The sequence below is a fragment of the Streptomyces sp. AHU1 genome (genome assembly GCF_045343905.1).
Taxonomy (GTDB): Bacteria; Actinomycetota; Actinomycetes; order Streptomycetales; family Streptomycetaceae; genus Streptomyces; species Streptomyces triticiradicis.
Genome location: NZ_CP174283.1, coordinates 9,114,763 through 9,128,760 on the forward strand (window position 1 = coordinate 9,114,763; position 13,998 = coordinate 9,128,760).

The window sequence follows — 13,998 nt, forward strand, 5'->3', positions numbered from 1 at the left end:
GCAGTTTCCAGACGATCTCGCGAGATCTACCAGCAAGATCAACGGTCACAGGGAGTAGGCACACCACAGAAGTTGGACCAGAACCGTAACTCGCCGACAAAGCCAATCTGGTGAGCGTCGGCGCGGAGGAATGGTTCGATGACGAGGAAGACGGGTGGGGCGAAGATGCTTCAGCGATCAACGCCGAACTCAGGCGGCGCGGCCTGCCGCCCTACGAGGACGTCCCCTCGGAGACGGACTTCGCACCCGGCTCGGGGCAAGCCTTCGAGGAGAAGCTGAGCCCCTCCATGACCGGGTTCCTCGCCTTGTGCCGGACGCACCTGTCACAAGAGGAATCCGACATCCTCTGCGGCTGGACCGTACTCGTGCCCATCTCACTCGATGAGGAGATCTGGCTGCCCATCGAGTCCGACGACCACGAGTCCATGGTCGTCGGCGCTCCCCAGGTACTACCACTCGCCGAGAAGCTGGCGGCAGCCATCGATCTGCCGGCCGAAACCCCGGCGACATGCGACAACCTCGACCTGAGCATGTGGTTCAGACACCAGGCAAAGGAACTGGCCGCAACACGAACAGGACCGTGGACCAAGGACCTGGACACAGCCTTCTACGTCGCACTGTTCCTGCGCGCTGCCCAGCACTCGATCCGACGCGGCTGCCCCATCGTCTACACCTGAGACCCATCTTCGGCCCCTCTGGCCTTCCCGCGGAAGTTGCTCACCGCGCACGCGTCACGGAAAGCGAGCCAGAACCTGTTTTGGCGAACAAAGCCGGCTGCGGTACGCGCCGCGGACATGACGCGGCCGGGTCCGGGCTCCTCAGTGGAGTCCGGGCCCGGCCTTGTCGTGCGGCGCGCGGCGTCAAAGGGCTCAGTCCCGGGACGCCACCACCCTGGTGAGAGTCAGCAAACGCCCCGTGTCAGCGACGATCGGGTCCTCCTGGGCCGGGCCGGATGTCCATTCCGGGTCGGCGAACTCCGCGCAGGTGCGGTTCCACAGCAACCACTCCCGCCAGCCGTCCTCCAGGGCGTCCGCGGTCTCCACCGTGACCACCCCGCTGCGCTCCCAGGTCCGCCGCCACCACTGGGCGGTCCGGAACGTCCAGAAGTCCGCGTCGGCCGCCCACGGCGACAAATGCTCCGGCACCGGCTCGGCGTCGAGGTCGACCCGAGTGCCCGGTGCCGCCATTGCGATCTGCCCGCCGGGCCGCACGCATCGTGCCAGCGTCGGCAGGTAGCGGACGTCCGTCCCGAAGTAGTGGTAGGCGTCCACGCTCACGACCGCGTCGAAGTAGCCGTCCGCGAAGGGGAGTTCGTGTGCCTCGACGCTGAGCGGCGTGACCGTTCCCGCGCCGGTGCCGGCTTCTCGTACCCGTCGCCAGTTGTCCCCGGGGGCTATCCACAAGTCGGCCGCTGTGACGTGCACGCCGAACTCCCGGGCCAGGAACACCGAGGTGAGAGCCGTCCCGCAGCCGAGGTCGAGTATCCGCATGCCCGGCTCCAGCCGCATCGCGCCGGTGAGCCACTCCATCAGCCACAGCGGATGCGGTCCCATCACGTTGGCCATGACCCACGCCGGGTCGTACGCCGCGCTCCGCGGATACTGCGGCAGCGTCAACCGCTCGGCCAGCACGCCGGGTTCGGCGACGGGTGACTTCCACAGCGAAATCCTCTCGCCGCCGTCCCCGGCTGCTTCCGTCTCCGGCTTCCGTGCGACGATCCGGGCGAATCCCAGCGTCCGTCCCGCGTCCGCCCGCAGCATCGCGGCGACGTCGGCCGAGCCCCGCTCGGGGTCGGCCGCGAGGACCGCCTCCTCCCAGGCGAGCCAGTTCGCCGCGCCGTCCGGGAGGAGGTCCGCACGGTCGACGTCCACCTTCCCCGAGGACTCCCACAGCCGCCGCCACCACTGCGGGGTGTGCCAGCCGTTGTACTCCCGGTCCCACCACGGCGCGAGGTGCTCGGGCGCGCGTCCGTCCAGCTCCTGTGTGGTGCCCGGGGTGACGACGCCGATCTGCCCGCCGGGCCGGACGAACCGCAGCAGGGACCGCAGGAACCAGTGGTCCGTGCCGAAGTACTCGTAGGCGTCGACGCAGACCACCGCGTCGAAGTACTCCTCGGCGAACTTCAGGTCGTGCGCGTCGACGCGCAGCGGGACGACCGAGTCCTCGACGCCGGCCGCGAGGATCCGCTCCCAGTTCTCGGACGGGTCGATCCACAGGTCTGCGGCGGTGACGTGGACGCCGTACTCGCGGGCGAGGAAGACGGAGGTCAGGGCGCGCCCGCAGCCGAGGTCGAGGACGCGCATGCCGGGACGGAGGTCCATCGCGGCGGTCAGCTCATCGACGAGCCATAGGGCGTTGGGCCCCATCTGGTTCTCGAGTACCCAGTCGGCCGGGTAGGTCGCGGCGCGAGGTGCACCGTCGACGGCAATGAGGTCCTGAAACTTTGTCAGGTCGAACGAAGAGTCGCTCATGGCGAGAGAAGGGTTCCTTGTCGAGAGATCAAGGACCCGGAGAACTGGACGGACGAAGGGTCGCGGCGTCAGCCTCGGGCCCGGAAGGCGGGGATGACGGAAGCACTGCACACGGCAGTGCCGAACCCGACGGTCATCAACCCACCTCCTCATGCCTCGAACAGCTCCCATGCCAACGTCGTGCACGGTACCAGACCGCCCGTGAGAGCCGAAGAGGACATGACGCGCTGTGGTGTTCTGGCGTTTGCACAGCTCAAATTCGAACGGCAGGGTTTGAGCGGTGAGATCCCGGGGGCCAGATGTACGCCTATCGCGACCGAGCGCGCCCGGAGTTCTACATCCGTGTCGGCCCGAACACGGTGCCGGCACGCCATCCTGAGATCGTCGGATTCCGTCAGGCTCCGGTCGTCACAACATTCTGACCAGACGTTTCACTTGCATTCGAGACGACGGCACGAAACGCCGTGCCCTGGATCAGGTCACCGGAGCAGAGGCCTGCTGTGCCCAGGTGCTGATCCGGGTGCGTTCGGGTTCGGGCCATCCACTCGCGATGATCGAGCCGTCACGGCTGATCTGAGAGGGCTCGGCAAGCCCGTAGTGCTGGAACAGGTCACTGATGAGCAGCGATGCGGCCTGGAGGAGGCCGATCCCGCCGTCTGCCAGGTCGTTGAGGAGAGCGTGGGCATGTCCGACGGCACGTTGGTGGGCGGCGGTCGCGGGTTTTGACGTCACCGAGGGCCCTTGACGGGTCGCTGACGACTTGCCGGTTCCTGCTCAGGGGGCAGGCGATCAGCCCGAGATGCTTCAGTAGGCTGCGCTGGCCATGGATACGAGTGCCGAACCCGAACAGCCCCGGAACGACGCGATCGCTTCCGGTCCGCCGATCCGGCAGCTCTTCCGGGCCGTTATCGCCGACCGCCTGCCGAGCCCCATGCCGCCCCAGGCCGCGATGCTGTTCGACGCCGAGGTCGACCCCTCCAGGGACGACCAGGGCTTCCTCGGCGACTTCTACAACGAGATCCTCCACCAGGACACCTGCCGGCCCGCTACCGCCGGCGGTCTTACCCTGCTCGCGGCTCTCGCCGTTGATGAAAGGATTCCCGCCCGACACCGGTTCCGGGTCGTCGGCCTGCTGTTCAGTGCCGCTACCGTGGCCGAGCGCCACCTCGCCGAGGCCTGGCCGGCCACCCCGCCACACGCCGATCCCGACAGCGAGGCCCGGGCTCGCAGCGCGGTCCGGGCTCACGTTCCAGATCTGCTGACCCGCTGGTCTGCCGAATGCCCTGCGGTTCGCCTCGCCCTCGCCGGCCTTGCTGTCGTCTTCCCGACGGACCGCACCCTGCCCGCCCTGACACCGCGCCTGCAGACCTTCCTCCACCAGCACCCCCGAGGCACCGACATCGGCGACTACGTGCGATTCGTCCTCGTGCTGGCCGCCCAGGACGACGACCAGACCCTCACGTTGACAGAGAAGCTCACCGACGCGTACTGGACGGGAACAGTGCGCGGAGCACCGACACGGGCACGAGCCCTTCACCTGCTCGGTCAGATGCTGTCCAAGGTCGGAGCCGCACTTGCCCAGCCACACGCCATGCAGTGACGCCTCCGCGGGCACGCCGCGTCACTCACAGCGCCCCGCGTGTGGCCACGCCGCCCAGCAGGCGCCGGATCGTGGGACCGGCCACGAGGACGGCACGGCCATGACCTCCGCCCAGCCGCACAAGGGACGGCAGTGGCGCGTCTGCGTTCTCCGTGGTCCGTAGCAGGACACGGGCCTGCAGCAGATCCCCCCGCTGCCCGTGCCCCCACTCTGCATGGTCGTGCCTGTCCCACGCCCAGTGGGTGACGAGACGCCACCGGAGCTGCTGGCCGTGCTGGATGACGTCCTGCCGTCCTGCACGTGGTCGGAGCTGGAGCGCCTCGCACAGATCGCCACCACCTCATCCCGGGCCCGCGTGTACGTGCGTGATCCCGGCGCTGCCGGGCCCGGACCGGCGCCCAGTGCTGTGCCTGCGAGAAGCCCCGGGGCGGTATGTGCCGAAGACTCTCTCACCCCGGCGTCGAGATGCTGGCTTCCCCGGGTCCGCCTTGGGCATCGCCGCGGTGCACCGCGAGGCCGGACGCCCGCAGGAGACACAGCTGTGACTCGCGCGGGCCCGCTGGACCCTCAAGGATGGCCGCGCCAACAAGCTGCGCGCGGTCCTTGCCGTCCACGCTGAGGTGTTGTTGAGGGCTTCTTTGGGGCGGAGGCCGGAGCGGTTGTCGACGATGGTGTGCGTGGCGGCCGTTAGGGGCGTCTTGGGTGTGGGGCGGCCGTGGGGCATGCCCTGCGGGTGGTGGTCCTTACGGGCTCGGGGTTGGCCCGCCGTTCAGAGTTCGTCATGCATCTGTTTGCGGGCGTGGCGGTAGTCGTCCATCGGCCTCCCCGTTGCACGGAGGCGGAGGCCGTGGCCGGGCAAGGACCAGTGGGCGTGCGGCAGGCCGCGCTCCTGAACGTGTCTGTGGGCCGGTCGTCGCATCGGACCGGCCCGCAGACGGGTTCACGTCACGGGCAGCTGCTGATGTTGCCCGCGAATGCCTCGGTGGCCGCGACGCCGAGGCCGATGAAGGACAGTACGGTGGCTGCGGTGATGGTGAAGAAGCGACGGATCATCGGGATACCCCTTTGGGCTGAGTTCATGAAGTGGCCCTGCAAGGTGATCAACTTATAAGTCAGTGCTAACAGTTCACCAACAGCCGGCAACGTGCGGGCCTACTCCGCCAAGACCTCGATGCCGTCAACACTGTCGTCTTTCGAGCGGTAGTCGCAGAGACTCTTTAACGCATGGTCGGACAGTTGTGCCACCGCCTGAAGCAGGACATCGTCTACGACGAGTCGCCCGCCTTCAAGCCCCCGCGGCGGGGTGGCCGGTGGCGGGAGCACCGTGAGGTGATCGATGCGATCGCCTGGAAGTTCCAGACCGGGTCACAGTGGGTCCACCTGCCCGAGAAGTACAGGAACTGGAGGGGCGTCTACAACAGGCTGCGGATATGGGCCATCGACAGCACCTGGGAGCGGGTGTCCACCGCGCTCATCGCGCAGGCCGACGCCGAGGAAGACCTCAACTGGGCCGTCTCGCTCCGCGTCCCTTGACGGCGAGGACGTCCCCGCACCAGGCCGGACGTGGTCCTGGCCGACAGCCAACCCACGTGCCTATCAGGCGTACTCCTCCCGCGCGATCCGCGAGCACCTGCGCAAGCGCGGAATCCGGGCGGCCATCCCCGTTCCGGCCGATCGACACGGTTACCGGCTGCGGCGCGGAAGCCGAGGCGGCAGACCCCCCACCCTCGACCGCGAGGCATATCAGGAGCAGGAGCGAACCGCGTCGTCCCAGGCACCAGGGCTGCGGTAGTGGTTCTTGTGCCCCGAGGCAAGTACGTGGCGCAGTTCGGCAAGATGCCGGGTGTTGGTGGGGAGATCCAGCCGGCCGAGGAAGGCCAGTGCGGCTGCCGGCTCCAGGTCGCCGTAGACGTCGTGGAAGCTCGTCAGGAGGCCGCGGAAGACGGCCGAGTGCAGGGCAGGAAGTCGCATGGCGGTGCGGTACGTCGGCTCCTTCACCGTCCAGCGCACCGGTCCCGAACACTCCAGAATCCGACGGGCTCGGCGGAGCAGGGCTTCCGATCGCTCGGTCACCACTCGGTCGATGTCGTTACCGAGAACCTCGGCGAAGGCCGTCGCGGAAGTGGCGTGGTCCTCGAACCAGTCCACCCACAGCGAGTAGGTGACGGCCTCGGCGTCCCGGTCTGCCTCCAGTCGCTGACGGTAGCCGTCCCACAGCACGTCGGCCGGCAGGGGACCCTCCGCACCCTCGTTCGCGAACCGGATCTCGCACGTGACCCAGTACTCGTCGAGGAGGTCCAACAGCCCGAAAGCCAACCGCACCTGGTCGGCTGGATCCAGGTCTTCGGCGAACACATCACCGGCCCACGAGTGTGCCACCTGGTTGGCGGTGAGCAACGCGTCCGGCTTCTCGTCGCTCACCCACCCGTTGCGCACCTGGCTGACGCCCTGATCAGCCAGCCAACGCCGCGCTGCCTCCTCGGCTTGCATCTCCACCCGGGAAGTATGACAAGCCCCGCAAGATCCGAATGAAACGATCTAGTGACCTGAGTCAGAGATTCGGTGGCAGTAGGCGGCGACTTTGTCGAGGATCTCGTCTGCTGTTTTCGTCCAGACGAACGGTCTGGGGTGCCCGTTCCAGTCGGCGAGCCAGGTCTGGATGTCGCGTTCGAGGGCCTGGACGGAGCGGTGGACGCCGCGCTTGAGCTTCTTCTGGGTCAGCTCGGCGAACCACCGCTCGACCAGGTTGAGCCAGGACGCACTGGTCGGTGTGAAGTGCAGGTGGAACCGTGGGTGGGCCAGCAGCCACCGTTTGATGGCGGGGGTCTTGTGAGTGACGTAGTTGTCCAGGATGAGGTGGACATCGAGCCCGGCGGGCACCTCCTTGTCGAGCTTGGCCAGGAACTTCTTGAACTCCACGGCCCGGTGGCGGCGGTGGATCGAGCCGATCACCTTGCCGGTTGCGACCTCGATGGCGGCGAAGAGGGTCGTGGTGCGGGCCCGGACGTAGTCGTGGCTGCGGCGTTCGGGGACGCCGGGCATCATCGGCAGGATGGGCTGGGACCGGTCCAGGGCCTGGATCTGCGACTTCTCGTCCACGCAGAGGACCAGGGCCTTCTCGGGCGGGTCGAGGTAGAGGCCGACAATGTCGCGGACCTTGTCGATGAACAACGGGTCGGTGGACAGCTTGAAGGTCTGTGAGCGGTGCGGGGCCAGGGCGAACGCCCGCCAGATCCGCGAGATGGTCGACTGTGACATCCCCGTGGCCGCGGCCATCGACCTCGTCGACCAGTGGGTCGCGTTCTTCGGTGTTTCCTCGAGCGTCTTGACGATGACCCGCTCGACGTCGGCATCGGTGATCTTCCGGGGGACGCCGGGCCGCGGGTCGTCGCACAAGCCGTCCAGGCCCCGCTCGATGAAGCGCCGCCGCCAGGTGCGGACCGTGTCCGGCGCGATCCGCAGCCGGCGCGACACCTCCATGATCGAGTGGCCCTCGGCGCACTCCAGCACGATCCGCGACCGCTGAGCCAGAGCCTGAGCCGTCGTTCGGCGACGCAACCAGCCTTCCAACACCGCCCGCTGGGCATCAGTGACCGACAACGGCGGAATCCTCGGACCCGGACGACTCATGCCCGACTAACGATGAATCTCTGACTCAGGTCACTAGTGCATCTGAAGGGCCAATGCGGGCATGTCAGCGGCCGTCGCGGCGCCACTCGTAGCGCCACACCGCATCGAGGTAGCTGTCCTCCTCCAGGGAACCGCGCTGCGGCGGGCCGAGGAGGCGTGCCGCTTCCACGCACCGTTCGTCGTTGTGGAGGGCGAGTCCGTAGACGGCGGCGAGCTGAACCAGGCGGTCCGCGTCGTCCAGCAGAGCGGCCATGGCGTCTGCGAAGACGGGGTTGTGGTCGCGGGCCTCGGCAACCGTGCGGCAGGCGGTCTTCCGTACCACTGCGTCCGGATCGGCCATCAACGCCAGCAACGCCGTGCGCGCGTCGCCGGAAAAGGCCGGTGGCGAGGACCGGTCGCTGAACCCCTGCGCCACCGCACGCCGTACTCGGGCATCGGGATGGCCGGCGTACGGCAGGAGGGCCGCCTCCGCACGGGGGTCGATGTGTTCTCCAAGAGCGACCAGCACCTCGGTGAGTACGGTGGGGTCCGTCTCCTCGGCCGACCAGCCGATGAAGATGTCCAGGGCAGGACCCGCGAACGGGTCCTCGTCGCGGTCGTCGAAGAGATGGGTCAGCCGCAGCACCTCGGCGCCGAACAATCGGTGGGACGGGTCCGGGTTCGTCCGCAGCGCTGCGGCAGCCGTCCAGGTCGCCTGGTCGCGCCGGCCGGCCAACTGGATGGTGGCCCTTCCCCAGGCGGTGTGGTCGTGGCAGGTGTGGGTCAACGCGCGGTCCATCAGCTCCTCGAACGAGGTGCGGACCCCGAGCAGCTCCTCCAGGTCCGTGAGGATCGCCCCATGCCCGTCCCGCACGGTCGTGCCACCAAGGGTGAACTCGTCGATGCTGTAGTACTCGTCGTCCTGGACACGGGTACAGGCGACAGGTTCCTGGGAGCCCGTGCGACGTCGCAGTTCGGTTTCGACCCCCGTCTCGTGCCAGTGGCGCGCGAGGTCCCGCATCTCCTGCAGCTCGGACTTCGGGCGACGTCCCAGGATCGTGTTGTGCAGGAGTGCCTCGACCAACGCGGGTGAGCCCGATTCGACCGCCTCGCGCAGCGGCAGCAGCTCGTCCGGTCCGCGCTGGGAGGGATCTGCACCGTGCTGGAGCAGCAGTTGGGCGATATCCCCGGAGTACGACCGGACCGCCAGACAGAACGCCTCGTCCCGCACGCCCCAATTGCTGTCATCCCGGAGCAAGGCCTTCACCAGCGCCGTATCCGCAACCTGGACCGCAGAGAGCAGGAGAGTCTCGCTGTCCTCTGAGTCCTTCGCATCCGTACCCCCATCTGGATCCGTGTCCATGTCCCTGCCCCCCCGTCGCGTCCGCGCAGCTCAGCCCAGGCCTGCTTGGAACAGTCTGCCGGAAGGGGCTGCCACTGGCGGGAGTCTGTACGGTCCACGGCTCTGTCCCGAAATCGATGGTCAGGCTGTGTGACGGTCGTTTCACGAGTGCTGTATTCGAGGGGCGATCTACCGGTATCAGTCTCCGGTCTCCCTCAGGGCCCGCTCGATGTACTGGTCCAGACGGGCTGACCTTGGTGACGGACGCCGGCACATCCCGAGGAGCCAACCTGCTGGCTGCCCCGGACGTCGACCAGCGAGACCTGCGGAGCGCGGTCAAGGGGGCTTCCTCACGGTGGCTTCGGTCCGTGCGCCCTTCGCATGCGGGCCGAGACGATCGCCGATCCGGCCGGCAGGCCGGAGGAATGAGGACACCGTGCCCGACCCGACCCGACCCCGCCCGGTCCGCCCCTTCCCGCCGCTCTGCACGGCCGCGATCCTGGAACTCCGGCTGTCACGCCTTCGGCGCGCGGCCCGGCCGCACCCGGTGCTTCGGTTGCTGGGCAGGCCCTGGTGAGTTCCTGCCGTCGGCGCTTGCGTTCTTGGGGTGCTGAAGGTGGCGACGGCCGATCAGATCCAGCGGCTGTCGTTGCCGCGTCTGACCTACCGGCACACGACCAAGCCGACCCGGGCGAAGCAGAAGGAAGCCCGTACCGCTTCCCACCGTGCTGCGGTGAACGATCTGCGCAGGCACGGCCTGGCCATCGACGGCGGTCGTACGCGCGACGGTGAAGAGGTCAGCCTCCTCACCGCCGCAGGGCTGGCGGCCGCCGCGATCGACCTGGACCGCGAACCAGAAGAGATGGGCGGCCATGCCCAGGAGCGGGGGCCGCTCCGGCGCCTCGCAGGCGATGACGGTGAACGAGACGGTCATCGCGCTGATCCACCCGAAGCCGAAGCCGAAGCCGAAGCCGAAGCCGAACCCGAACCTGGTCGTCGGGGAGCCGGCCGAAGCGGTCGCCGCCGCGCAGGTCGCCGTCGACGCACCGGACGAGATCGGCACCCTTCCTTCCTACGCCACCGAGGTCGCCGGCCCGGTGTTCCGCAGGTCCTTCAAGGAACCCCTGAAAACCACGTAGCCGTCTTCCGATCCGCAGTCGAGATCCCTGCGGGGCTGTCACCAGGTGTCGGCATCGTCGGCGCCATCGCCCCCGCACACCCCCTGGTCAACGGCCAGGTCGACCGTCTTCACCCGAAGAAGCCGAAGCAGAGGCCGTGAGAGCACCACCCGGGCACGAACCTGTCCCGGGAGCCGGTCGCTGTCGTCGGGCGTCTCGGTACCGTTACCGCCCGCCTCGCCGTCCGTCATGGACCTGCTCCCGGACCCCGTCCGCACCGCCGGGAAGATCGCCGCTCTGCCACGGACCCGGCCCGTCACCCGAAATGATTCGGTGGCCCGTCCCGCACACCGGTCCGGGCTTCGCCGCGGCAGGACACCAACCACCAGGGGGAAGCGCAGATGGATGTGCGCTCGGTGCTCAGCGGCATGGGCAAGGCGGCGGCAGGGGCGGGCAGGTTCCTGCAGGACGGTGATGGCCGCACCGGCCACGGGCACGGAGGATGACGCCCGGGGCGAGACTGGCAGGCTCGCGGAGGAGATCGAGGACGAAGTCCCGGAAGAGCTGCGGGACCGGGAGTGGGGCCTGGTCCTGAAGGCGTTGCACGAGGTCCCCGGGGAGATCGAACAGTTGGTGGAGGAACACCGGAGGCCGGACGGCGAAGAGACCGAAGAGTCGTCGGCCAGGCAGTGACGCCGGCTACGCCCCTCTCCGGCCGCCGCTTGGAGCGGGACTGCATGGACAGGCGGTATCCGCTGTTTTTGGTGCGGGGCGACACAGAGAAGGCGGGTTCGCCGCCGGTCGGGCGCCGCTTGACGCAGCGGACGCCGTCCAGAATGAGGTTCACCCGCTGCCTGGCTCCTCAGGCGGCAGGACCAGGACCTCGGGAGTGACCGGACCGGGATCTCGGTGATCGCCGGTCCGCGGTGGCTGGCAGAACGCGCCACCACCACGGATCCTGAGGAGAGGGGAGCGGCGGCTGCCTCACTCCCCGCGCAGGAAACCGTAAGCCACGAACGCCTTCCGGACGTGAGCGCTGCCGTCGCGTCGGACGGCCCGGGCAGGGAAATGCAGGGGCACCCGCCGGTGGCCCGCCCGGCAATGCCCCCGGGTTCCCCGGCTCCTCATGTGACAGCAGCCCGATGGGATCGTCATGTCCGACGCAGCTTCCCGAGCCGAACAGCGGATCGAGCTGGTCCGGGACGATGTGGCCGCACGCCTGGCGCTGGCCCAGGAGTTCTACACGCGCTTCTCCGGGCCCCTGCGCCGGTACGGTCACGCCGAGCTGAGCTTTCTGCGATGGTCCGCCGCCCGTGGAGTGCTCGCCCCGGAGTCCGGTGGGCGCCCGGGCAGCGCATGGTGGCGTTCCGTGAACGAGGGGCTGCTCAGGGACAAGGTGGAGGCGGGCCTGCTGTGCGCCGGTGCGCCGGGGGAGGCGAGCGCCAGAAGCGTCGAGTACTGGGTCGACTGCATCCGCAGGCCGTCGCCCGCCGCCTGGTACCGCGCCCACAACGCCAGCATCGTCGCCGGTTACCTGCGCCACGAGGACCTGGCCGTGACGGAATCGCAGGTGGAACGGTTCATGATGAACGTCGCCCTGCTCCGCGTTTTGTTCACCCACGCCATGCTCGTGCGGCCGCGGCTCATGCTGGGGCGGCTGGCCCCGTTCGGGCCCCGGCTCGTGGATCCCCGCTACGGGACCGTGAAGTGGTTCCTCGACCTCGGCCGGTCCTTTCCGTCGGTGTACCCCGTCACGCTGACCACCGAGGACACCATCCTCGACGAACACGCCCTGGCCCGGATGCTCGACTACGGCGTGATCGCGCCCCGGCTGACGGCGCTGTACGCGCTTGCGGCCGCGACGCTCGAAGAACCCCGCCTCATGGCCCTCCTGGACGCGGGCGTGCCGGCGTATGTCTGGACCAGGGCGGAGCGCCCGCTCTGGTACGTCGGCAACACGGGCGCCCATCTGCGCCTCATCGCCCGCCTGACCGGCGTACACCTGCGGTGGCCGCCCTCACCGGCCGGCCGCCGCAAGATCCCGCTGCACGGCTGAAGCCCGCTCCCGCGGTCACCGGGCGGCACGGACGAGCCAGGGCGACTCCAGCGCCGCCGCCACCACACGGCCGGCCCCCACCCGCCCCCTACATACGATCGGGCACCCTTGTGGAGTGCACCCCACGCCCATCACGCCCGAGGCACCGGCCGCGGTGCGCAGCCCGCTCCTCACTCAGTGGTGGCTCGACCTCACCTTCATCCACTGGGCCGTCGACCCCGGGGCCGTCGCCCCGCTGCTGCCGCACGGGCTCACCGCGGACACCTGCGACGGGGTCACCTATGTCGGCCTCGTCGCCTTCCGCATGGGGAAGGTGGGCTGGCTCCGGCTCCCCGGAGTGCCGTACTTCGGCTCCTTCCCGGAGACCAATGTGCGCCTCTACTCGGTCGACGCGCAGGGCCGCCGCGGGGTCGTCTTCCGGTCCATGGACGCGTCCCGGCTCGTGCCGGTGCTTCTGGGGCGCCTCGGCTTCCGGCTCCCGTACCGGTGGTCCCGCATGGACGTACGGGCGGACGGCGACATCGTCACGTACAGGAGTTCTCGCCACCGGCCCGGAACCTCCCGGGCGCGGAGCCGCATCGTGGTCAGAGTCGGCCGGCCCGTCCAGGACCCGACAGAACTGGAGCATTTCCTCACAGCCCGCTGGGGCATGCACAACGCCTTCCCCGGAGGCACCGGCTACCTCGCCAACGACCATCCGCGCTGGCCGCTCCACAGCGCGGAGCTGATCACCTGTGAGGAGAACCTCCTGGCGACAGCCGGCCTCCCGCCTCCCGACAGGCCACCGGTAAGCGTCCTGTACTCGCCCGGAGTCCCGGTACGCCTGGGCAGACCCACAGGCCTGGCACCCGGGAGCCACGTCCCGTCGACGGAGCCTTGACCCGCGGGTCGGGCCCGCTCGCCGCAGGCCCCGTGCTGCTCGGGCGTGCGGAATGCCGTTATGCGCCGGAGAACCGTGGCCGACATGCAGCCGGTCCATGGATCGACGCCGCTCGGAGTGACCATCGCCGAGGGAAGAATCATGTCGGCGTCTCGGTGCGCTGCCGCTCAGGGACCGTCCGGGATTCCGTGCCCAGGGCTCCGTTCGTGACGGAGCGCATTTCCTTTGGTGTGTCCCTCGCCCGCGGCGGGCTACGGCACCGCTTGAATCGCCACATGGCCAGGCGTGACGATGAGACTCTTTTCGGTAACCGGTTCCTGGCCAGGCAGGCCCCCCTCGGAGACCTTTCCCGAGGAGGGCATGGCCGCGACAGACGCGATGAGGCTCGCGGACGTGGATCCCGCCATGGACGTCGACCCGCAGCGCAACCTCGCCACATGGATGGAGCCGGAGGCGCAACGGCTGATCGCCGAGAACCCCCACCGCAACTTCACCGACCATGCGGAGTACCCCATCTCCGCCGAGATCGAGCAGCGCTGCGTGCGCATGCTCGCCGACCTCTTCCACGCGCCGGGCCCGACGGCTGGCTGCCGGACCCAGGGATCGTCCGAGGCGATCATGCTCGAGGCGCTGCCGCCGAAGTGGAAGTGGAAGTGGCGCGAGCGTCGTCAGGTGGCCGGTCTGTCGATCGACCGGCCCAACCTGATCTTCGGGGGAGACGTCCACGTCGCGTGGGAGAAGTTCTGCCGCTACTTCGACGTCGAGCCGCGGATCGTACCGCTCGCCGAGGGCAAGTACAGGATCGGACCGGAGGACGTGGAGTCCCGTCTCGACGAGAACACGATCGCCGTCGTCGCCGTCCTCGGCACCACGTTCACTGTGTTAGAGGTTGTAAATGCCCTCAGCTTCCCAAGCTGAGGGT

The 13,998-nt window shown here is 68.8% G+C and carries 15 protein-coding genes; 8 read left to right on the top strand and 7 right to left on the bottom strand.

The window, feature by feature from the left end; genetic code table 11:
- The first annotated feature begins 110 nt into the window (after positions 1-110).
- Positions 111-677: a hypothetical protein gene (locus tag ACICHK_RS40165; RefSeq protein WP_406840906.1), complete on the top strand. Its 567-nt coding sequence runs from the start codon at positions 111-113 to the stop codon at positions 675-677.
- A gap of 192 nt (positions 678-869) precedes the next feature.
- Here ACICHK_RS40165 and ACICHK_RS40170 read toward each other — a convergent pair whose 3' ends face one another.
- Complete coding sequence (locus tag ACICHK_RS40170; protein ID WP_406840907.1) at positions 870-2,471, bottom strand: SAM-dependent methyltransferase; 1,602 nt, start codon at positions 2,469-2,471, stop codon at positions 870-872.
- Between the two features lie 474 nt (positions 2,472-2,945).
- Entirely contained in the window at positions 2,946-3,203 is a 258-nt protein-coding gene (locus tag ACICHK_RS40175; protein WP_406840908.1) for a hypothetical protein, read from the bottom strand.
- A gap of 91 nt (positions 3,204-3,294) precedes the next feature.
- Between ACICHK_RS40175 and ACICHK_RS40180 the strand changes: the two genes are divergently transcribed.
- Both ACICHK_RS40180 and ACICHK_RS40185 read left to right on the top strand, forming a co-directional pair.
- On the top strand, positions 3,295-4,071 hold the full coding sequence (locus ACICHK_RS40180; RefSeq protein ID WP_406840910.1) for a hypothetical protein: 777 nt from the start codon (positions 3,295-3,297) through the stop codon (positions 4,069-4,071).
- Between the two features lie 1,224 nt (positions 4,072-5,295).
- On the top strand, positions 5,296-5,604 hold the full coding sequence (locus tag ACICHK_RS40185) for a transposase (RefSeq protein ID WP_406840911.1): 309 nt from the start codon (positions 5,296-5,298) through the stop codon (positions 5,602-5,604).
- A gap of 210 nt (positions 5,605-5,814) precedes the next feature.
- On the opposite strand, the gene ACICHK_RS40190 is transcribed toward ACICHK_RS40185, so the two are convergent.
- The 4 genes from ACICHK_RS40190 to ACICHK_RS40205 form a co-directional block, all read right to left on the bottom strand.
- A complete protein-coding gene (locus ACICHK_RS40190; RefSeq protein WP_406841453.1) occupies positions 5,815-6,561 on the bottom strand; it encodes a hypothetical protein in 747 nt (248 codons plus the stop codon).
- 48 nt (positions 6,562-6,609) lie between these two features.
- Positions 6,610-7,701: an IS630 family transposase gene (locus ACICHK_RS40195; protein WP_406840913.1), complete on the bottom strand. Its 1,092-nt coding sequence runs from the start codon at positions 7,699-7,701 to the stop codon at positions 6,610-6,612.
- 64 nt (positions 7,702-7,765) lie between these two features.
- Positions 7,766-8,947, bottom strand: coding sequence for a hypothetical protein (locus ACICHK_RS40200; protein WP_406840915.1), 1,182 nt, complete (start codon positions 8,945-8,947; stop codon positions 7,766-7,768).
- Positions 8,948-9,536: 589 nt separating this feature from the next.
- The gene (locus tag ACICHK_RS40205) at positions 9,537-9,896 is read right to left on the bottom strand and encodes a hypothetical protein (protein ID WP_406840917.1); all 360 of its coding nucleotides are present in this window, start codon (positions 9,894-9,896) and stop codon (positions 9,537-9,539) included.
- Here ACICHK_RS40205 and ACICHK_RS40210 point away from each other — a divergent pair.
- Positions 9,895-10,161: a hypothetical protein gene (locus ACICHK_RS40210; protein ID WP_406840919.1), complete on the top strand. Its 267-nt coding sequence runs from the start codon at positions 9,895-9,897 to the stop codon at positions 10,159-10,161. The two genes, ACICHK_RS40205 and ACICHK_RS40210, sit on opposite strands and share 2 nt — an antisense overlap.
- A 38-nt stretch (positions 10,162-10,199) precedes the next feature.
- Here the strand turns inward: ACICHK_RS40210 and ACICHK_RS40215 are convergent, their stop codons facing one another.
- Positions 10,200-10,391 carry a hypothetical protein gene (locus tag ACICHK_RS40215; protein WP_406840921.1) on the bottom strand — a complete coding sequence of 64 codons (192 nt, stop codon included), beginning with the start codon at positions 10,389-10,391 and terminating at the stop codon, positions 10,200-10,202.
- Between the two features lie 223 nt (positions 10,392-10,614).
- On the opposite strand from ACICHK_RS40215, the gene ACICHK_RS40220 reads away from it, so the two are divergent.
- The 4 genes from ACICHK_RS40220 to ACICHK_RS40235 all read left to right on the top strand — a co-directional run bounded on the left by ACICHK_RS40220 (position 10,615) and on the right by ACICHK_RS40235 (position 13,994).
- Entirely contained in the window at positions 10,615-10,833 is a 219-nt protein-coding gene (locus tag ACICHK_RS40220) for a hypothetical protein (protein ID WP_406840922.1), read from the top strand.
- Between the two features lie 460 nt (positions 10,834-11,293).
- Positions 11,294-12,196, top strand: coding sequence for a hypothetical protein (locus tag ACICHK_RS40225; RefSeq protein ID WP_406840924.1), 903 nt, complete (start codon positions 11,294-11,296; stop codon positions 12,194-12,196).
- 115 nt (positions 12,197-12,311) lie between these two features.
- Positions 12,312-13,076, top strand: coding sequence for a YqjF family protein (locus ACICHK_RS40230; protein ID WP_406840925.1), 765 nt, complete (start codon positions 12,312-12,314; stop codon positions 13,074-13,076).
- Positions 13,077-13,436: 360 nt separating this feature from the next.
- Positions 13,437-13,994, top strand: coding sequence for a pyridoxal-dependent decarboxylase (locus ACICHK_RS40235; protein ID WP_406840927.1), 558 nt, complete (start codon positions 13,437-13,439; stop codon positions 13,992-13,994).
- Positions 13,995-13,998: the final 4 nt, after the last annotated feature.